At 63.1% G+C, this 19,243-nt stretch carries 20 protein-coding genes and 1 riboswitch; of the genes, 7 read left to right on the top strand and 13 right to left on the bottom strand.

What is annotated here, in order from left to right:
* Positions 1–172: 172 nt before the first annotated feature.
* Genes thiQ through thiB form a run of 3 tightly spaced genes read right to left on the bottom strand, consistent with a single transcriptional unit; the run spans position 173 to position 3,529 of the window.
* Complete coding sequence (thiQ, locus tag MKZ91_RS13225; protein ID WP_336171322.1) at positions 173–892, bottom strand: thiamine ABC transporter ATP-binding protein; 720 nt, start codon at positions 890–892, stop codon at positions 173–175.
* Positions 889–2,493, bottom strand: a complete 1,605-nt coding sequence (gene thiP, locus MKZ91_RS13220) for a thiamine/thiamine pyrophosphate ABC transporter permease ThiP (RefSeq protein WP_442892271.1) — start codon at positions 2,491–2,493, stop codon at positions 889–891. Before thiP ends, thiQ begins: the two co-directional genes overlap by 4 nt.
* A gap of 31 nt (positions 2,494–2,524) precedes the next feature.
* Positions 2,525–3,529: a thiamine ABC transporter substrate binding subunit gene (gene thiB, locus MKZ91_RS13215; RefSeq protein ID WP_336171451.1), complete on the bottom strand. Its 1,005-nt coding sequence runs from the start codon at positions 3,527–3,529 to the stop codon at positions 2,525–2,527.
* Positions 3,530–3,601: 72 nt separating this feature from the next.
* Positions 3,602–3,720, bottom strand: a riboswitch (TPP riboswitch).
* 138 nt (positions 3,721–3,858) lie between these two features.
* On the opposite strand from thiB, the gene MKZ91_RS13210 reads away from it, so the two are divergent.
* From MKZ91_RS13210 to MKZ91_RS13190, 5 genes are all read left to right on the top strand, one after another.
* On the top strand, positions 3,859–4,344 hold the full coding sequence (locus tag MKZ91_RS13210) for a GNAT family N-acetyltransferase (RefSeq protein WP_336171320.1): 486 nt from the start codon (positions 3,859–3,861) through the stop codon (positions 4,342–4,344).
* Positions 4,345–4,422: 78 nt separating this feature from the next.
* Positions 4,423–5,073 (top strand): thiamine diphosphokinase, encoded by a 651-nt coding sequence (locus MKZ91_RS13205; protein WP_336171319.1) that lies wholly within the window; start codon positions 4,423–4,425, stop codon positions 5,071–5,073.
* A 3-nt stretch (positions 5,074–5,076) separates the two neighbouring features.
* On the top strand, positions 5,077–6,906 hold the full coding sequence (locus MKZ91_RS13200; RefSeq protein ID WP_336171318.1) for an ABC-F family ATP-binding cassette domain-containing protein: 1,830 nt from the start codon (positions 5,077–5,079) through the stop codon (positions 6,904–6,906).
* 78 nt (positions 6,907–6,984) lie between these two features.
* Positions 6,985–7,476: a MarR family winged helix-turn-helix transcriptional regulator gene (locus tag MKZ91_RS13195; RefSeq protein ID WP_336171317.1), complete on the top strand. Its 492-nt coding sequence runs from the start codon at positions 6,985–6,987 to the stop codon at positions 7,474–7,476.
* Positions 7,473–8,711 (top strand): multidrug effflux MFS transporter, encoded by a 1,239-nt coding sequence (locus MKZ91_RS13190; RefSeq protein WP_336171316.1) that lies wholly within the window; start codon positions 7,473–7,475, stop codon positions 8,709–8,711. Before MKZ91_RS13195 ends, MKZ91_RS13190 begins: the two co-directional genes overlap by 4 nt.
* A gap of 59 nt (positions 8,712–8,770) precedes the next feature.
* Here the strand turns inward: MKZ91_RS13190 and MKZ91_RS13185 are convergent, their stop codons facing one another.
* A complete protein-coding gene (locus MKZ91_RS13185; protein ID WP_336171315.1) occupies positions 8,771–9,988 on the bottom strand; it encodes an argininosuccinate synthase in 1,218 nt (405 codons plus the stop codon).
* Positions 9,989–10,159: 171 nt separating this feature from the next.
* On the opposite strand from MKZ91_RS13185, the gene MKZ91_RS13180 reads away from it, so the two are divergent.
* A complete protein-coding gene (locus tag MKZ91_RS13180) occupies positions 10,160–10,801 on the top strand; it encodes a LysE family translocator (protein ID WP_336171314.1) in 642 nt (213 codons plus the stop codon).
* 252 nt (positions 10,802–11,053) lie between these two features.
* Here MKZ91_RS13180 and MKZ91_RS13175 read toward each other — a convergent pair whose 3' ends face one another.
* The 7 genes from MKZ91_RS13175 to MKZ91_RS13145 form a co-directional block, all read right to left on the bottom strand.
* Positions 11,054–11,848, bottom strand: a complete 795-nt coding sequence (locus tag MKZ91_RS13175) for an ABC transporter ATP-binding protein (protein WP_336171313.1) — start codon at positions 11,846–11,848, stop codon at positions 11,054–11,056.
* A complete protein-coding gene (locus tag MKZ91_RS13170) occupies positions 11,845–12,723 on the bottom strand; it encodes an ABC transporter permease (protein ID WP_065776860.1) in 879 nt (292 codons plus the stop codon). The genes MKZ91_RS13175 and MKZ91_RS13170 overlap by 4 nt, the downstream gene beginning before the upstream one ends.
* Before the next feature lie 220 nt (positions 12,724–12,943).
* On the bottom strand, positions 12,944–13,897 hold the full coding sequence (locus tag MKZ91_RS13165; protein ID WP_336171312.1) for an ABC transporter substrate-binding protein: 954 nt from the start codon (positions 13,895–13,897) through the stop codon (positions 12,944–12,946).
* 138 nt (positions 13,898–14,035) lie between these two features.
* Positions 14,036–15,271: a 23S rRNA (adenine(2503)-C(2))-methyltransferase RlmN gene (rlmN, locus tag MKZ91_RS13160; RefSeq protein ID WP_336171311.1), complete on the bottom strand. Its 1,236-nt coding sequence runs from the start codon at positions 15,269–15,271 to the stop codon at positions 14,036–14,038.
* A 229-nt stretch (positions 15,272–15,500) separates the two neighbouring features.
* Positions 15,501–16,004: an invasion associated locus B family protein gene (locus MKZ91_RS13155; RefSeq protein WP_113535432.1), complete on the bottom strand. Its 504-nt coding sequence runs from the start codon at positions 16,002–16,004 to the stop codon at positions 15,501–15,503.
* Positions 16,005–16,401: 397 nt separating this feature from the next.
* Positions 16,402–16,779, bottom strand: coding sequence for a YkvA family protein (locus tag MKZ91_RS13150; RefSeq protein WP_336171310.1), 378 nt, complete (start codon positions 16,777–16,779; stop codon positions 16,402–16,404).
* 154 nt (positions 16,780–16,933) lie between these two features.
* Entirely contained in the window at positions 16,934–17,251 is a 318-nt protein-coding gene (locus MKZ91_RS13145) for a 4a-hydroxytetrahydrobiopterin dehydratase (protein ID WP_336171309.1), read from the bottom strand.
* Between the two features lie 187 nt (positions 17,252–17,438).
* Between MKZ91_RS13145 and MKZ91_RS13140 the strand changes: the two genes are divergently transcribed.
* Complete coding sequence (locus MKZ91_RS13140) at positions 17,439–17,906, top strand: low molecular weight protein-tyrosine-phosphatase (RefSeq protein ID WP_336171308.1); 468 nt, start codon at positions 17,439–17,441, stop codon at positions 17,904–17,906.
* Here the strand turns inward: MKZ91_RS13140 and thpR are convergent.
* The gene (gene thpR, locus MKZ91_RS13135) at positions 17,852–18,442 is read right to left on the bottom strand and encodes an RNA 2',3'-cyclic phosphodiesterase (protein ID WP_336171307.1); all 591 of its coding nucleotides are present in this window, start codon (positions 18,440–18,442) and stop codon (positions 17,852–17,854) included. The genes MKZ91_RS13140 and thpR overlap by 55 nt on opposite strands.
* A 114-nt stretch (positions 18,443–18,556) precedes the next feature.
* Positions 18,557–19,159: an arylesterase gene (locus tag MKZ91_RS13130; protein ID WP_442892276.1), complete on the bottom strand. Its 603-nt coding sequence runs from the start codon at positions 19,157–19,159 to the stop codon at positions 18,557–18,559.
* Positions 19,160–19,243 lie beyond the last annotated feature (84 nt).

Raw genomic sequence — 19,243 nt, 5'->3', positions numbered from 1 at the left:
ATCTGATTTCAGCGCCACCTGCCTAGTTTGTCCCAGTAGAAATAGTTGCCCCGTGGTATCACGGCAACGGATGCGCGAATATTCGCGCCTGCCGGATGTTTCGCGCGTCGCATGGCGTCGCGGTCAAATTGTGGCAAATGGCTGAAGGCGCCGAGAATCCCGGTCCTTGCCATCATTCGTTGCCAAGAAAGCGGTCGATCGCCGCATTGTCCCGCCGCTCAAGAAAGCGGTCGAGCGTGTCATGGGCGATAATACGCCCCCGGTCGAGAAAAAGCACGCGATCGGCCAGTGCCTTCACATCTTCGGGATGGTGCGTGATCATCAGGATCGTGTTGCCTTCTTCCGCGTGAAGCTCGCCAAGCAGCGCGCGCATGCCAGCGCGCATGCCCGGGTCCAGTGCGGCAAAAGGCTCGTCCAGAAGCAGAACGGGGCGATGTCGTACCAGCGCCCGGGCAAGCGCGACACGCTGGCGCTCGCCGCCGGAGAGCGTCGGCGGCAACCGCTGCTCGAAGCCTTCTAGACCGACACGGCTGAGCGCGTGGGCAATCTTTTCCCGGTCGGCCGGCGTCAGGCGCAGGGCCGGGCTGATGCCGAGGCCGACATTGGTCGCGACATCGAGATGGGCGAAGAGGTTGTTCTCCTGGAAGATCATAGAGACGGGTCGCTCCGACGGCGCCAGCGTCGTCACGTTCCGGCCGAGGATACGGACCTCGCCGCGGTCGGGGTCTTCTAAGCCGGCCACTAGGTGGAAGAGCGTCGATTTCCCGGATCCCGAGGCGCCGGCGACGGCGACGATGCCGCCCGTGGCGATGGTGCAATCGAATTGCAGCGTCGTCGTCTCGAAGCGGATCTCGACGTCACGGAGTTCTATGGCTGCGGCAGGATGGGTCATGCTTTGCGTCCTTCGGGCCGGCGGCCGTCTTCCGCCGTGCCGAGAATCGTGAAGATCAGGCACAGAAGCCCGAGAAACAGGGCAAGACCGGCGGCATCAGCGGTCCGGTAGCTGCCCATGCGGCTATAGAGCAGCCAGGGCAGGGTGACCATGTCCTGCGAGCCGAAGAGCGCCACGGCGCCAAGATCGCCGAGCGACAGGGCCATGGCGAAGGAAAGCGCCATCAGCAATGGCCGGCGAAGGGCGGGAAAGTCGATCCATCGCAGGCGATGGAAACCGCGGATGCCGAGACTTGCCGTCAAGCGCCCGGAGCGCGCCGCATGGGTCGCCATGGCCGGCGCCAGAATGCGATGGACGAAAGGAAGCGCCATCAGCGCGTTGATCGCCACGACGATGACGGGTGCAAAGCGCGCGACGTCGCCGAAGGGGCGAAGCAAGAGGAACCAGCCGGCGCCGAGCACCACCGGAGGCACCAGCAGGATGAGCGAGGTACTGGCACCAATGGCGCCGGCAAAGCCGCGGGCAAACGGCCCGGCGTGACGTGACGCGACCATGGTTGAAGCTGTGCGGATCATCACCGCTGCCATGGCCACGGAAGTCAGGGCCGAGCCGAGCGCGATCGCGGCACTCGTCGCCAGGGCACGGTGGACATGTTGATCGCGGGCGAGCTTGAGCAGGTCGGCCTGAAGGCCGGAGGCGATGACGGCGATCAGCGGCGCGGCGAGGAACAGCAGTGCCAGGGCGATCCACACCCCGTCGTTGAGGCGTGACAGCGATGTCACGCCATCGAAGCGGCGGACGGTGCGGCCGCCGGTCATGCCCTGCTGCGGTTCCGTCGCCAGATGGCTAAGGATGAGCAGCAGCAGCCCGGTGATGGCGATCTGCAGACCAGAAAGGGCGATGGCGCGCGGCGGGTCGAAATCGAAGCGGAGCGCCTGGTAGATCGCCACTTCGATCGTGCTTGCCGCAGGCCCGCCGCCAAGCGTCAGTACCAGGGTGAAGCTGGTGGCACAGAGCATGAACACGAGGCCGGCCGCACCCGGCAACAGGCCGCGAAGCACGGGCCACTCGATGAAGCGGAAAAGCGCGTGGGAGGGCATGCCGAGATTGGCGGCTGAGCGCCAGTATTCTGCGGGAATGCGCTCAAGCCCGGCTAGGAAAAGGCGGGCCGCAAGCGGCATGTTGAAGAAAACATGGGCGATGAGGATGCCGAACAGGCCGTAGATGCTGACCGGTTGCTCCAGTCCGATGAGGCGCAGGCCGGAATTCAACAGCCCCTGGCGGCCCCAGATCTCGATCAGCCCGAGCGCGCCGACGAGGACGGGCAGGCCGAGCGGCAACGCCATCAGCCGCAACAGCCAGATGCGCCCGAAAAACTGTGGCCGCCGTGCGAGCGCCCGCGCCACGGGTATCGCGAAGAGCACGGATAGCAGAGTGGAAAGGCTTGCCTGCAGGAGCGTGAAGCGGGTGACGCGCCAGATATAGGCGTCGAACAGGGTGCTCTCGTTCGCGCCGCCGGTCTCTGCGAGCAAGGCTGCGATCGCCAGGCTGACGAAGAGCAGGAAGGCGCCGAGGCAAAGCGCCCCGGCGACGACAGTCATGCGGTTTTCGCGAAGCGCGAACAAGCCGGCCTCAGTTCTTGCTCATCGCGGCAAGCCATTCGTCGATCCAGGCCTTGCGGTTCTTCGCGACCTCTTCCGATGGCAAAAGGAAGGTCTTTTCCGGATTGACCAGCTTGCTGAAGGCGTCCGGCAGCGGTTCGCTGGTGGCGCCGACCGGCATCATCCAGTTGGTGGTCGGGATGATCGACTGGAACTCAGGGCCGGTCATGAAGGCGAGAAACTGCTTTGCCAGTTCCGGCTCCTTGGCATTCTTGGTCATGCCGGCGACTTCGATCTGGATGTAGTGCCCCTCGGAGAAAGCCGCCGCCTGATAGCGCTCGGTGCTTTCCGCGACCATGTGGTAGGCCGGCGAGGTGGTGTAGGAGAGCACCATCGGCGCTTCGCCCTTGGTGAAGAGGCCGTAGGCTTCCGACCAGCCTGGCGTGACCGTCAGGACGCGATCCTTAAGCTTCGCCCAGGCGGCACCTGCCTCGTCGCCATAGACGGCCTTGACCCAGAGCAGCAGCCCGAGGCCCGGCGTCGAGGTGCGTGGATCCTCGATGACGATCTTCTGCGATGCGTCGCCTTCGACCAATTCCTTGAGGCTCTTCGGCGGCGCCTTCAGCGTTTCGGTGTCATAGACGACAGCGAAGTGGCCGTAGTCATAGGGCAGGAACGTATCGTCGGCGAAGCCGCCCGGGACCTTCAGGTCCTTGGTGGCGACACCGTGCGGCGCGAAGAACCCGGTGGCCTTGGCTTCAGCGACGAGATTGGTGTCGAGGCCGAGCACGATGTCGGCTTTTGAAGCCTCGCCTTCGAGCTTCAGGCGCGTCAAGAGTTCGACGCCATCGGCGACGCCAACATAGTTGACCTTGCATTCGCAGGTCCTTTCGAAGGCCTCGGCGACCTTGGCGCCGGGGCCCCATTCGGTGATGAAGCTCTCGTAGGTGTAGACGGTCAGCGTCTTGTCGGCCGCGGCAGCGGTACCGGCTGTTACAAGACCAGCCGTTGCTACCAGCGCTAGCCGGCTAAACATTTTCAGTGAAAACTTGGACATGGAAAGCACCTCTCTCCCAAAGTTCGTTGTTGCACGGGAAAAGGGCGTATCGGTGCGATCGCGTCTAATCCCTCCGCCGGTATGAGCCGGATCAGGTTCCGCGGGTTGGCGTTTCGACGCCTCTCAGCCTCCGGCCGCCATGCGGTCGGGAGGCACCCCGTTAGAGCGGCAAGAGATTTACCGCCACGGCGGTTTGATGGCAAGTCGAGATTGTGGCCGTGATGCTTGCCAAGCGACGTCACGTCATGCGTTTGCGCATGATGGCATCTGCGCTATGACAGCGTGCAAAGACCCTGCGGAGGACCGTCATGCCCGATATGCTTGTTCGACTCTATGCCCTGCCGTCGCAATCCCGGTCGCGGCTTGGCCCAGGCATCAGCATTCGCCGCGCGATGGCGCCGGAGCGCCGCCTGGTCGTTTCCTGGATCGAAAAGACGTTTGGCGCCGGTTGGGCGAGCGAGGCGGAAGGCGCTTTCTCCTCGACCCCCACGCGCATTCACATCGCTGTTTTCGAAGGCCGGGTCGTCGGCTTTGCCTGCCATGACGTGACGGCGCTCGGCTTCTTCGGTCCGACGGGGGTCGATGAAAGCATGCGCGGGCAGGGGATTGGCGAAGTGCTGCTGCTGGAAAGCCTGACGGCGATGCGGGATGCCGGTTACGGTTATGCGGTCATCGGTGGCGTCGGCCCGGCAAAATTCTACGAACGCGTGGCCGGCGCGATCGAAATTCCGGACTCTACCCCCGGTGTCTATGCGGGCATGCTGTCTTCCGAGGTTGTGGCCGAGAGCGATTGATATCCGGCTGCAAAACGAGGGTAGCGCTGTGCGTTTCTTCGTTTTCCTTCTGCCCTCCTTTGCGCTATGGGCTTTGCCATGGCTCGATCCACCTACACCATTCTTCTCGGCGGCGCGTTGACGCCCTCCGACCGGCTGACAGAGCAGCTCCGTGACAGCCGCTTCGTCGCGGCCGATGGCGGCATGCGCCATGCGCGGACCCTGGGCGTGGTGCCCGATGTCTGGGTGGGTGATTTCGACTCGACCGAAGAAGCCCTGCTGTCCGAATTCTCAGCCGTGCCGCGTGAGCCTTATCCGGCGGCAAAGGCGGCGACGGACGGCGAAATTGCGGTTGAAGCCGCGCTGTCGCGTGGGGCCGACCGATTGATCTTTGCCGGTGCGCTTGGCGGCACCCGCAGCGACCACGCCTTTCTGCACCTGCTGCAGGCCGTTGCTCTTGCCGAACGCGGCCTTCCAGTCCTCATGACTTCGGGAGAGGAGGAGGCCTGTCCGCTGCTTGCCGGAGCGTTCGATCTCGATCTGCCGAAGGGCTGCCTCTTTTCCGTGCTGGGTTTGACCGAGCTGACCGGTCTTTCGATCGTCAATGCGCGTTATCCGCTCGATGATTTCACCTTGCCGTTCGGCTCATCCCGAACCGTTTCCAACGTCGCGGAGGGTCCCCTTCGCTTCACTCTCAAGAGCGGACGCGCCATCGTGCTTGCCCGCCCCTATGACCTTTCCGGAGCCTGAGCCTTGGCGCCTCCCATTCTGAAACTCGACGATATCTTCCTCACCTTCGGCGGCACGCCGTTGCTTGCCGGCGCCAATTTTCAAGTGGAGCCGGGCGACCGCATCTGCCTCGTCGGCCGCAATGGCTCGGGCAAGTCGACGCTGATGAAGATCGCTGCAGGGCTTGCCGAGGCGCAGACGGGCGAGGTGTTCCGTCATCCGTCGGCGACCATCCGCTACCTGCACCAGGCACCGGACTTCGACGGCTACGACACGGTGCAGGCCTATGCCGAGGCGGGGCTCGGCCCGAGCGACGATCCTTACCGTGTCGCCTACCTGCTGCAGCATCTGGGCCTCACCGGTGAGGAAGATCCGAAGCAGCTCTCGGGTGGCGAGGCACGCCGCGCGGCGCTCGCCCGCGTCATGGCGCCCGAGCCGGACATTCTGTTGCTCGACGAGCCGACAAACCATCTCGACCTGCCGACGATCGAATGGCTGGAAGACGAGCTCATCCGTAGCCGCTCGGCGCTGGTTCTGATTTCGCACGACCGGCGCTTCCTGGAGAAGGTGTCGACCGCAACCGTCTGGCTCGACCGCGGACAGTCGCGGCGGCTCGACCGTGGCTTTGCCCATTTTGAGGCCTGGCGCGACGAGGTGCTTGAAGCCGAAGAGCTGGAGCAGCACAAGCTCGGCAAGGCGATCGAGCGCGAGGAGCACTGGCTGCGCTACGGCGTGACGGCGCGACGCAAGCGCAACATGCGCCGCCTCGGCGAGTTGCAGACCATGCGTGCAGCCTATCGCGGCCACAAGGGGCCGCAGGGCACCGTGCAGGCAACCGCCGCCGACGCCAAGGAATCCGGCAAGCTGGTGATCGAGGCCGAAAAGATCAGCAAGGCCTATGGTGACCGCACCATCGTCGCGCCGTTCTCGATCCGCGTGCACCGGGGCGACCGCATCGGTCTCGTCGGCCCGAACGGCGCCGGCAAGACGACGCTTCTGAAGATGCTGACCGGTCAGATCGAGCCGGACACGGGCACCGTCAAGCTCGGCACCAACCTCGAAATGGCAACGCTCGACCAGAAGCGCGAAGACCTCAACCTCGACGACACGCTGGCGCACTACCTGACGGACGGGCGCGGCGACAATCTTCTCGTCAACGGCGAGCAGCGCCACGTCACCGGCTACATGAAGGACTTCCTGTTCCAGCCGGAGCAGGCGCGCACGCCGATCCGTGAGCTTTCGGGCGGCGAGCGGGCACGGCTGATGCTGGCGCGCATCCTGTCGCGGGCGACGAACCTTTTGATCCTCGACGAGCCCACCAACGACCTCGACATCGAAACGCTCGACCTCCTGCAGGAGATCGTTGCGGGCTTTGCCGGAACAGTCATTCTCGTCAGCCACGACCGCGACTTCCTCGACCGCACCGTGACCTCGACGATTGCCCCGGCCAATCCCGAGGAGCCGGACGGCCGCTGGATCGAATATGCCGGCGGTTACTCCGACATGATGGCGCAGCGCAAGGGCGCGATCGAGGAGAAGCGTAGGGCCGAGAAAGCGGAAAAGGCCAAGGCGAGCGAGGCAGCAACACCTGCCGCGGAGGCGCCGAAGGCGACCAAGGGCAAGCTCTCCTATAAGCAGAAATTCGCGCTGGAAAACCTGCCGAAGGAGATCGCCAAGGCGGAAGCGGAGGCCGCCAAGCGCGAGGAAAAGATGGCGGATCCCAACCTCTTCTCCAAGGACCCGAACGCCTTTGCGAAACTCGCCCAGGAACTGGAGAAGCTGCGCGCCGATCTTGCCCGCATGGAAGAAGAGTGGCTGGAACTCGAGATGCTGCGCGAGGAACTCGAGGGCTAAGCGACAACGTCCGGTGCGTTGAAGGTTTCCAGGAGATATGATAAGTAAAACTTATTATCTCAATTGTGAACGATCCGGATGCCCTTCAAACTCGAATCCGAAACCATCGGAATGCTGTTGACCGACGTCTCGCGCCTTTTGCGCGGGGCTTTCGATCGCAAGGTCAATGCGATGGATCTGGGCATTACGCCCGGCGAGGCGCGCACGCTCATCCAGGTGGCGCTGACAGAAGGCATCAAGCAGGCCGAGATCGCCACCCGCATGGGCATCGAGCCGATGACGCTGTCGGCCTATCTCGACCGCCTGGAGGCGATGGGGCTTGTCGCCCGCGTGCCCGATCCGGCTGATCGTCGCGCCAAGAATGTCGTGATCACCGAAAAGGCCACGCCTCTGCTCACGGAGCTGATGGTAGGACTGCGCGAGATGATGAACGCCTATACGGCAGGGCTCGACGAGGCGACACGCGAAGTCCTCTGTGCCAACCTGCGCATCCTGCGCCACAACCTGCGTGAGCTTGATCCGTGCCTCGCCGGCAAGGAGACCGAGGAGAAGTCCGGAGCTTCGCGATGACGCGGCGCATGAGCGAGCGGCGCACGAGCATCATCGGCGCCTTCCTGGTTGCGCTCGGCCCGGTCTCCATGGCCCTCTACACCCCGGCGATGCCGGAACTGGTGCGCGCCTTCTCTTCCAGCGAGGCGGCGATCAAGATGACGCTGTCGCTCTATTTCGCCGGCTTTGCCTTTGCCCAGCTCGTTTCCGGAACGCTGTCCGACGTCATCGGCCGGCGTCGCGCGACGCTGATCTTCATGGCGATCTATCTTTTCGGCAGCCTGATGGCCGCCTTTGCGCCTTCGGTGGCGGTGTTGCTTGCCGGGCGGCTGGTGCAGGGCATCGGCGCATCGGTCGGCATGACCGTGGCACGCGCGATCGTGCGCGACCAGTTCACAGGCACTGAGGCTGCGCGGATCATGAACATGATCGGCATGATGCTGGCGCTCGGGCCTGCGGTGTCGCCGACCCTCGGTGGGCTGGCGCTCGGCCTTTTCGGCTGGCAGTCGATCTTCTTTCTGATGGTCGGCTTTGCCGCCATGGCCTGCTTCACCGTGCAGTTCTTCATGGCAGAGACCTCGACGCCGGATCCGGCCAAGGGCCACCTGAAGCCGATCCTTGCGGCCTATCGGCGCTTGGTGAGCGACAGCCGCTTCATCTCCTCGACTCTCGTCATCGGCGGAGCGGTCGGTGCGCTCTACGCCTGGGCGACCATGTTGCCTTTCGTGCTGATCAACGAAGTCGGCCTGGCGCCGACCGAGTTCGGCGTCGGCATGCTGATGCAGTCGGGCCTGTTCTTCTCGGGGACCGTGGTGGTGCGGCTCTTGATGCGGCGGTTCACGCCGCAGGCGCTGGTACCGGCGGGACTCGTGTTCATCGGTGCGGCCAGCCTCGTACTCGCCTATACCATGCATGCGCTTTCACCGAGCTTCCTTTCCGTGATGCTGCCGATCGGCGTCTATGCCTTCGGCATCGCCTTCGTCATGCCCTATATGATGACGGCGGCGATGTCGCCTTTCCCGGATATCGCCGGTACGGCTTCGGCTGTCATGGGCTTCGTCCAGATGGGCTCAGGGCTTCTCGGCGGGGCGATTGCCGTTGCGGTCGGCGCGCCGGTGCTGGCACTCGGGACGATCATCCCGAGCTTTGGGCTTGTCTGCATCCTCAGCTATCTCTGGTACCGCCACATGGTTCGGCTGAGGCCGCTCGCCGTGCCTGCTGACCGCGAGGATCCGCTGCCCGAGGCGGCCGAGTAAGGCCAACAAAAAGCCTCCACGAGCGGGTCGCGGAGGCTTGGTTTTTCGACGGCGCCGGTTTAGCGGTTGCGCGCAGCCAGCGTGCGCAGGCGCAGCGCGTTGAGCTTGATGAAGCCCGCGGCATCCTTCTGGTCGTAGGCGCCCTGGTCGTCCTCGAAGGTGACGAGCTTGTCGGAGTAGAGCGACTTGTCGCTCTCGCGGCCGATGGTCATGACGTTGCCCTTGTAGAGCTTCAGCGTCACTTCGCCTTCCACATGCTCCTGGCTCTTGTCGATTGCCGCCTGCAGCATCTCGCGCTCCGGCGAGAACCAGAAACCGTAGTAGATCAGCTCGGCGTAGCGCGGCATCAGCTCGTCCTTGAGGTGGGCAGCACCCCGGTCGAGCGTGATCGATTCGATCGCGCGGTGAGCGGCAAGAAGGATCGTGCCGCCGGGGGTCTCGTAGACGCCGCGCGACTTCATGCCGACGAAGCGGTTCTCGACGAGGTCGAGGCGGCCGATGCCGTTGTCGCGGCCGTATTCGTTGAGCTTGGCAAGCAGGGACGCCGGCGACAGGCGTACGCCGTTGATCGAGACGGCGTCACCGCGCTCGAAGCCGATCTTGATGACGGTCGCCTTGTCGGGAGCGGCTTCCGGCGAGATCGTGCGCATGTGCACGTATTCAGGGGCTTCCTGAGCCGGATCTTCGAGAACCTTGCCCTCGGAGGAGGAGTGCAGCAGGTTGGCGTCGACGGAGAATGGCGCTTCGCCCTTCTTGTCCTTGGCAACCGGGATCTGGTGCTTCTCGGCAAATTCGAGCAGGTCCGTGCGGCTCTTGAACGACCAGTCGCGCCAGGGGGCGATGATCTTGATGTCCGGGTTCAGCGCGTAGGCCGAAAGCTCGAAGCGAACCTGGTCGTTGCCCTTGCCGGTGGCACCGTGGGCGATCGCGTCGGCGCCGGTCTTCTTGGCGATGTCGATCAGGTGCTTGGAGATCAGCGGCCGAGCGATCGAGGTGCCGAGCAGGTAGACGCCTTCATAGACGGCATTGGCGCGGAACATCGGGAAGACGAAATCCTTGACGAATTCCTCGCGGACGTCCTCGATATAGATCTCCTTGATGCCAAGCATCTCGGCCTTCTTGCGGGCCGGCTCGAGCTCTTCGCCCTGGCCGAGGTCGGCGGTGAAGGTGACGACTTCCGCGCCGAGTTCGGTCTGCAGCCACTTCAGGATGATCGAGGTGTCGAGGCCGCCCGAATAGGCGAGAACGACTTTTTTCACGTCTTTATGCGATGCCATGGTTTCCGTCCGTCTGGTCTTGGGGAGGGCGGCGATGCCGCGTGCAAATCTGCGGCACTTTAGCCAGAACCTGCGGCGATACAAGCGTTAGAACGCCGGATGTCGCGAATCCGCTGGCAAAAGCGCAGGCGCGGGATTACGCAAGGCGACCCAGCGCCACGGAGACCGACGATGGACTTCATTCCGAGCCTTGCAACCCTCTTCACCTTCGCGGCAGCAACGCTGCTTCTGGCGGCGACGCCCGGCCCGGACATGACACTTTCGATCAGCCGGGCGCTGGCGCAGGGCAAGAAGGCGGCGCTTTTCGTCGTGCTCGGGACCAGCTTCGGCATCGTCGTGCATACGCTGCTGGTTGCCTTCGGTATTTCGGCGCTGATCACCGCCTCGCCCACCGCCTTCACGATCCTGAAAACTGGTGGCGCCGCCTACCTGCTGTGGCTCGCCATCCAGGCAATCCGCTACGGCTCCACCATCTCGGTCCAGAAGGTCGAGGCTACGGAAGGCAAGGCACTTGCGAACATCTCTGCCGGCTTCTGGGTGAACCTCTTGAACCCCAAGGTCATCATCTTCTTCATGACCTTCCTGCCGCAGTTCGTCAGCGCCGACGATCCTTCGGTCACCGGCAAGCTTTTGTTCCTCGGGATGCTGTTCATTGCGATCGGCATGCCGGTCAACATGCTGGTCGTCTTCACCGCCGACTGGCTGGCCTCCTGGCTGCAGCGCAACAAAGGCGTGATGCGGGCGCTCGACTTCAGCTTCGCCGGCGTCTTCTCGGTGTTTGCGGTGAAGATCTTCATGGCGACGGCGCGGTAGGACGCGTTTTCGGGGGCTTGCCCCTCATCTGCCTGCCGGCATCTTCTCCCCGCAGGCGGGGAGAAGAGCGCATGCCGCACCGTGCGGCGCGAAACGCGGCCGCCAGCGGCGTTGTGGGCAAGCCTGGAAGGGCTGGTCGATTGCTGCTTAGGCCGGTGGCTGGCGGCCGAGCGATCACCGCTTGTCTCTTCTCCCCGTGAGAACGGGGAGAATATGCCGGCGGCAGGTGAGGGGCAACCTGAAGGCGGTTACTTAGCCGATCAGCAGCGCGTCGTCGTCGAGCGTCTGGCCGCGGATGCGGCGGAACATGGCGATCAGGTCCTCGACCTGCAGTTCCTTGCGGCTGTCGCCGGCAACGTCGAGCACGATCTCGCCGCCGTGTAGCATGATGGTGCGGTGGCCGTAGTCGAGCGCCTGGCGCATGGAATGCGTTACCATCATCGTCGTCAGCTTACGCTCGGAAACGATCTTCTGGGTGAGGTTCATCACGAACTCGGCCATGCCGGGGTCGAGTGCTGCGGTGTGCTCATCGAGCAGCAGCACTTCCGAGCCTGCAAGCGTTGCCATGACCAGCGAAACCGCTTGGCGTTGGCCGCCGGACAAGAGATCCATGCGGTCGCCCATGCGATTCTCGAGCCCGAGATTGAGTTCGGCAATGCGCTCGCGGAAATGCTCGCGGCGCTTCGGGCCGAGGGCGGCGGTCAGGCCGCGGGCCTCGCCACGCTTGGCGGCGAGCGCCAGGTTTTCCTCGATCGACAGCGCGCCGCAGCTGCCCGTCAGCGGATCCTGGAAGACGCGGGCGACGAGGCCGGCGCGGGCAGCCGTGCCCTTGCGGGTCACGTCGGTCTTGCCGATCGTTACCTGGCCGGCGCTCGGCAGCACGTCGCCGGCGAGCACGCCGAGCAGCGTCGACTTACCGGCGCCGTTGGAGCCGATGACGGTAACGAAGGAGCCCTGCTCGATCGTCAGGTCGACGCCGTTCAACGCCTGCTTCTGCAACGGCGTGCCCTTGCCGAAGACGACCTGGATGTTGTTGACGCTGATCATGCCGCACCTCCGCGACGCAGGCGGGGAAGGATGAGGGCAAAGGTCACGAGTGCTGCCGTCACGAAATTGAGGTCGGAGGCCTGCAGGCCGAGCATGTCGGTCGACAGTGCCAGCTGGATGGCGATGCGGTAGAGGATCGAGCCGAGCACGCAGCCGATCAACGCGATCAGAATGCCGCGCGCGCCAAGCAGCGTCTCGCCGATGATGACGGCGGCAAGACCGACGACGATGGTGCCGACGCCCGAAGTGACATCGGCAAAGCCGTTGGTCTGGGCAAACAGCGCGCCGCCGAAGGCGACCAGCGCGTTGGAGATCGCCATGCCCAGATAGATCTGTCGGTTGGTGTCGACGCCTTGCGCGCGGGCCATGCGGGCATTGGCGCCGGTGGCGCGCATCGCCAGGCCGGCATCGCTCTCAAGGAAGCGCCAGACGACGATGACAGCGATGACGACAAGCACGCCGATGAACAGCGGCCGGACGTAGAAATCGCGAAGGCCGAGGCCGTAGAAGGGCGACAGCATCGTGTCGGCATTGATCAGCGCTACATTCGGCTTGCCCATGACGCGCAGGTTCACCGAGAACAGCGCGATCATCGTCAGGATCGAGGCAAGCAGGTTGAGGATCTTGAAGCGCACGTTGAGCATCGCCGTGACGATGCCGGCCGCAGCACCCGCGACCATCGCCACGCAGGCGGCAAGCCACGGATTGACGCCGGCGATGATCAGCACCGCGGTAACGGCGGCCCCGAGCGGAAACGATCCATCGACCGTCAGGTCGGGGAAATCGAGCACCCGGAATGCGAGAAAGACGCCGAGGGCGACGAAGGCATAGACCAGCCCCAGCTCCACGGCTCCCCAGAAAGCGATAAGACTCAACCCCAGACCCTCTTCTCTAACTCCGCGCGTCGTTGTCGATACCAGAAGCGCGACGTCCGGCTTGGCACACGGGAGCCATCTGTGGCCGGGCGCATGTGCGGCTTGGAACTTTGGAGGGCCTTCACATCCCTGGATCCGAGGGCCCTTATAGCGAACCGCCCCCGTATGGAACGGAGGCGGGCAAAACGCAACAAACTTGAACCTGAAAAGGCCGAAAGCCTTACTCAACAACGCGCGTTGCGCGCTTTACGACACTTTCCGGAAGGGTGACGCCCATCTTTTCGGCGGCCTTCTTGTTGATCACCAGGTCGGAGCCGGCGGCAACCTTGACGGCGATATCACCAGGGTTTTCGCCCTTGAGGATGCGCACGACCACGTCGCCGGTCTGCTTGCCGACGTCGTAGTAGTTGAAGCCGAGGGCTGCGAGCGAACCGCGCGAAACCGAATCCGTGTCGGCGGTGAAGAGCGGCAGCTTGGCTTCTTCCGCAACGGCGACGGCGCCTTCGAGTGCCGAGATGATCGTGTTGTCGGTGGGCACGTAGATCGCGTCAGCACGGCCGACGAGGGCGCGGGCGGCACCCTGGACTTCAGCCGACTTGGTGGCTGCGGATTCAACGACGGTCAGGCCGGCCTTTTCGGCTTCGGCCTTGAGCACTGCGAGCAGCGAAACGGAGTTGGCTTCGCCAGAGTTGTAGAGGTAGCCGATCGACTTGGCGCTGGGCAGGATTTCCTTGATCAGCGCCACGTGCTCGGCAACCGGCGACATGTCGGAGAGGCCGGTGACGTTGCCACCGGGCTTGTCCATGTCCTTGACAAGCTGCGCGCCGAGCGGGTCGGAAACGGCGGTGAAGACGACCGGGATGTCGCGGGTCGAGGAGACGACCGCCTGGGCCGACGGCGTCGAGATCGGCACGATCACGTTCGGGCCTTCGCCAGCGAACTGGCGGGCGATCTGGGCGGCCGTTGCCGGGTTGCCCTGGGCCGACTCGTAGATGAACTTGAGGTTCTCGCCTTCCTTGTAGCCGGCGGCGGCCAGCGCGTCCTTGACGCCGTCACGGGCAGCATCGAGCGCCGGATGCTCGACGATCGCGGTTACGGCGACGGTCACCTCATCGGCACGGGCGGGCAGGGTGAATGCCACCGTAGCGGCAAGGGCGATGAGAAGTGAGCGCATGGGTTGTCCTCCAATTGATTTCCCGCTTTCTTTAGGAAACCGGTGGCATGAAATCAATCGATAGGAACTGCATCATCCATCAAAGTTCTTCATCGATGGCGTGAGGCCACGACCCAAGAACCGCTGGTGTGCGGGGGCTCAGTCCTCACCGTGATTGGCGATCATCATCGCCTCGAAGGCAAGACGATCGACCTTGCGCATGCGCTCGGATTCCGACTTCAGCTGGCCGCAGGCGGCGAGAATGTCGCGGCCGCGCGGGGTGCGGATCGGCGAGGCGTAGCCGGCCTGGTTGATGAAGTCGGCAAACTTCTCGATCTGCTCCCAGTCGGAACACTGGTAGTTGGTGCCCGGCCAGGGATTGAAGGGGATGAGGTTGATCTTTGCCGGTACGCCCTTCAAGAGCTTCACCAACTGCTTGGCGTCCTCCAGGCTGTCGTTGACGTCCTTCAGCATCACATATTCGAAGGTGATGCGGCGGGCGTTGGAAAGCCCCGGATAGGCGCGGCAGGCGTCCATCAGTTCCTTCAGCGGGTACTTCTTGTTGATCGGCACCAGCATGTCGCGCAGGTCATCGCGCACCGCATGCAGCGAGATTGCCAGCATGACGCCGATCTCTTCGCCGGTGCGGTAGATTTCCGGCACGATGCCGGAGGTCGACAGCGTGATGCGGCGCTTGGAGAGCGACAGGCCCTCGCCGTCAGAGGCGATCAGCAGCGCGGTTTTCACGTGCTCGAAATTGTAGAGCGGCTCACCCATACCCATCATTACGATGTTGGTGATCTTGCGGCCCTCGGCCGGCACGATCGCGCCCTGCGGCGTGTCGCGCTCCGGGAAGTCGCCAAGCCGGTCGCGGGCAAGAAGCAGCTGGGCGAGAATTTCTTCTGCCGTCAGATTGCGCACCAGCTTCTGTGTGCCAGTGTGACAGAAAGAGCAGGTGAGCGTGCAGCCGACCTGGCTCGAGATGCAGAGCGTGCCGCGGCCTTCCTCGGGAATGTAGACGGTCTCGATCTCGACCGGGCGGCCGGCACCGCGGGCCGGGAAGCGCAACAGCCACTTGCGGGTGCCGTCGCCAGAGATCTGCTCCTCGACGATCTCGGGCCGGGCGATGGTGAAGTGCTCTTTCAGCATTTCACGCATGTCCTTCGACACGTTGGTCATATGGTCGAAATCGGAGACGCCGCGCACGTAGAGCCAGTGCCACAGCTGGCTGACACGCATCTTGACCTGGCGCTCCGGAATACCCTTCTCGACGAGCGCCTTGGCCATGTCCTCGCGCAACAGGCCGATCAGCGACGGCTTCTCGGCCTGCGGAGCAACACGCACCTGCGGTGCCCCAGCGATCTCCACCCGGTTCAGAATTTCAGTGGCTGCCATGCTCATGATGTCCTGTCGTACAGCGAGAGGCCGTCCGGAGAGCGGGTCCGGAATTCGTCCTGATGCGCGAATTGAAATCGGTCGAGCCATCGAAAGCGGCCAATCGGGGCGCGGAGGCTCTCAAGTTGGCCGCGCTTTAGCATTGTTTTGGCTCGGAGTCACGTGGCAGGCCCAAGAACGCAAAAGGCCGGCTTTGCAGCCGGCCTAATCTCAGATGCCAAGATCAGAATTACTTGCAGGCTTCGATCTGCTTCAGTGCCGCCGAAATGCCAGAAAGCGAATAGGAGTAGGAGGTTGCCGTACCCTTGCGCGACTTGGCGTTGACTGACATGGCCTTGCCGTTCTTCATCGCGGCAACGAGTGCCGGCTCTTCGGCGGCGTTCTCCACCCAGGCGGAGTTGCCCTTGGTGAACATCACGAAGGTGCGGCCGTCGATGACGACGTTGACCTTGGAGTTCTCCTGCAGCGGATAACCCATCATCGCCTGCGGCTCGTAGCTGATGTTCTGGCCCGGGCGCTGGGAAACGAGGAAGAAGATGTCGCCATGGTCGACGCCGGCCGGGCTCTTGTCCTTCGGAACCGAGAGCACGTAGCAGACCTTGCCGCCACCGGCGTTGTAGGAGTAGGCGCCCCAGGCGTTGAACTGCTGGATGCGCGTCGGAGACTGGGCGGCAGCCATGCTGGCGGTTGCCAGAACGAGTGCGATTGCGGTTGCGATCTTTCTTACAAACATGAGGTCCTGCCGCTTTTCTTGCTCTTCGATCACCCGAAACAGGTCAGACGGGCGACGCGTAGTCATCATTTGAATTTGTTTTGACTTAATTCAGGTTACCAAACCGTCAACGATGGCCGAAAACCGCGGGTTTAGCCCCGAAACGGGGCAGTTTGCCCCATTTCTCCGGCACGTCTCGACCGTGATTCGCGCAGTCGCGAAACCAAGGATCGATGCCGGATGCGTGTCGCTTCGGAAAGCTGCTCCAGAAGGATTCCTGCCCCAAGCCATTGAATGACGCCCGCCCTGTCGAGAAACACGACCAGCATCATTTGCATGTCTATGCCACAAAGATTTGGGCAAGAGTTTGACTTTTAGGCGGGAATGGGGCGCCACAACCGTCGAGCCTTGCGCGCGGTTAGTCTTCTGGCGTGTCGGCGAGCGTCTCGTCGGCCTTGGTGTAGTGGGTCTCCCGGATCTGCCCGCTGATGGCGGCAAAGGCCGCAGTCAACACGGCCACATCGTCGGAGAAGCCAACCACCGCCAGCACATCAGGGACGAAATCAAGCGGCAGCACGAAGTAGGCAAGCGCTGCCAGGAGGATGCCACGGGTGCGTGTCGGCGTTTTCGGATCGATGGCGCAGAAGTAGGCCGCGACGAGATCGCGGCTGAAGGGGATCTGCCGGGCGGCACGGCGAAAGGTCGGCCAGAAGCGGCGCTTGACGCGCTTTTCCCTGCGCTCCTGCTCGGATTCTTCGCCAGGCAAGAGAATTTCACCGATCTTGATGTCGTCCATTGTCCCGCTTCCGCTGTTGCAGCGCTGCCCTCAAAGCGCGTCGCCAATCACAGATTCGCGTCTTGCGCCTTAAGCATTTGACTTCTCGCATGTCGTTACCGCAAAGCCGCTGCGCAGTTTTGCGCGACATGCTTTGATATGGGGATTGCCGACCCTATTTCAAATGATCGGGCATACGGCCGGCGGCCGCCTTGTCCATTCTGGCGGCAAGCTTGAAGTCGAGCTCGGTCAGCCCTTGCGCGTCATGGGTGGTCAGGGTCACGTCGACGCGGTTGTAGACGTTGAACCATTCCGGATGATGGTCGAGCTTTTCGGCAACGATCGCGCATTCGGTCATGAAGCCGAAGGCCTCGACGAAATTCTTGAACCGGAACGCCTTCCAGATCGAGTTGCCGTCTTCGGCCCGGACCCAGCCTTCCATCTTGTGCAGGTGCTCGGCAATCGTTGCTTCGTCCAGCTTGTCCGGTCTCATCGTCTCTCTCCCTCGCGGCCCCACTGCTCCGTGACCGAGCTGTCGCGTACAGGCGCTGATCGCCCTACAGCGCCGCGCGTCTGTCAGACGCGCAAAGGTCGCCGTAGCACCTTGAAGTGCAGCATGTTTTTATCCTTCAATCCGCTAGGATTAAAGGAAACATGCAGTAACCCTGGATTTGCATAGCATGAAATCGGTCAGAGTTCTTTTTGTTTGTCTCGGCAATATCTGCCGGTCGCCACTTGCCGAGGGCGTCTTGCGCGAGCTCGCGGCGCAGAAGGGGCTCGCATCGGCTCTGTTGATCGATTCGGCCGGTACCGGCGCCTGGCATGTCGGCGATCCGCCGGACCGCCGCTCGATCGCGGTGGCGCGTCGCCACGGCATCGACATTTCCGCGCTTCGCGGACGTCAGGTGGGTGCTCTGGATTTTGCAGCATTCGACCTGATCCTCGGCATGGACGAGAGCAATGTCGCGGCGCTCACGCGCATTGCTCCCTCAGGCACGGCGGACAAGGTGCATCTCTTCCTCAGCTACGCCACTGGCCGCAGCCAGAATGTGCCGGACCCCTACTACGAAGGGCCGGAAGCGTTCGAGGCGCTTTACCAGATGCTCGAAGCCGGATGCTCGTCGTTGCTCGAAAGGTTCGGCGCGTAGGCCTCGTGAAGCGGGAACACTTCTTCCGTCAGGTAGGGGCCGCCACCGACCGAGTCTCTCGAGGAGAGCAGTAAGAAGCGCGAGACGTTGAAGGTCGAGGTCATGAAGTTGCCGCGCCCGGAGAGATACTCGACGACGTCTTCGACCCGGCTGGAGCGCAGCCTTGCGAGTGTCACGTGCGGCGTGAACTTGCGTGGATCCGGCTGCAATCCCAGCCTTTGGCAGATGCGCTCGATCTCGGCCTGCAGCGCATACATTTCCGGATGGTTGCTGACGCCGGCCCAGACCGAATGCGGCTTCTTCGAGCCGAAGGCGCCGGTGCCGGTCAATTGCAGTTGGAATTCAGGACGTTCGATCCGGTCGAGCTTGTCGATGATCTCGTCGGCGGTACGCCAGTCGACGTCGCCGATGAAGCGCAAGGTGATGTGGTAGTTCTCCACATCGATCCAGCGAGCTCCGGGAAGACCTCCGCGCAGCAATGAAAGACTCATTGCAGCATTGCGCGGAATTTCGAGGGCGGTGAATAGTCTCGGCATGGCGAGCTCCCCGAATCTCTTGCAGATGTCTCAGCGAATCACGCATCGAGTCTGCAGGCAACTACTATTTGACGCTTACGAATATTAAGGTTCTCTTAACTGTGGACGATGTCATCACTCCGTCTTGTTGAGCTTTGCCAGAAACCTCTCGACGACAGGCAGCGCCTTGCCGACCATGACGCCGACGCCGTCGGCATTGGGGTGCATGCCGTCTTCGAGCTTGAGATTTGTTTCCGTCACCACGCCATCGAGGAAGAACGGATAGAGTTCCAGCCCATGTTTCTTGGCGAGTTCCGGAAAGATCGGGTTGAAGCGGGCGGCATAGTCGGCGCCCATGTTCGGCGGCGCCATCATGCCGGCAAGCAGCACCTCGATGCCGCGCTCCTTCAGCCGGGTGATCATTGCTTCGATGTTCTTGCGGGTCTCTTCGGGCGCGATGCCGCGCAGCGCGTCGTTGGCGCCAAGCTCGAGGATCACGCCCTTGGTGCCATCGGGAATAGACCAGTCGATGCGGGCAAGGCCGCCGGACGAGGTGTCGCCGGAAACACCGGCGTTGGCGATCGTCACATCGAGCCCCTTTTCCTTCAGCGCCTTTTCAAGTCGGGCCGGAAAGGCATCCTCCGGCGGGAGCTGATAACCCGCCATCAGGCTGTCGCCGAAGCCGACAAGGCTGATTGTCTCGGCGCGTGCTATTGATGATAACGCAATTGTCATCATCAGTGCCAAGAAAACCCGTTGAAATCCTTTTAATGCCATGGGCCTGTTCCTAAATCCCGGATGCCGCTTTCGCTTTCTCACTTC

The organism is Ensifer sp. MJa1 (assembly GCF_037026475.1).
Lineage (GTDB): Bacteria > Pseudomonadota > Alphaproteobacteria > Rhizobiales > Rhizobiaceae > Ensifer.
The sequence above is the reverse complement of the archived record's forward strand: the minus strand, read 5'-3'. Positions and strand labels throughout refer to the sequence as shown.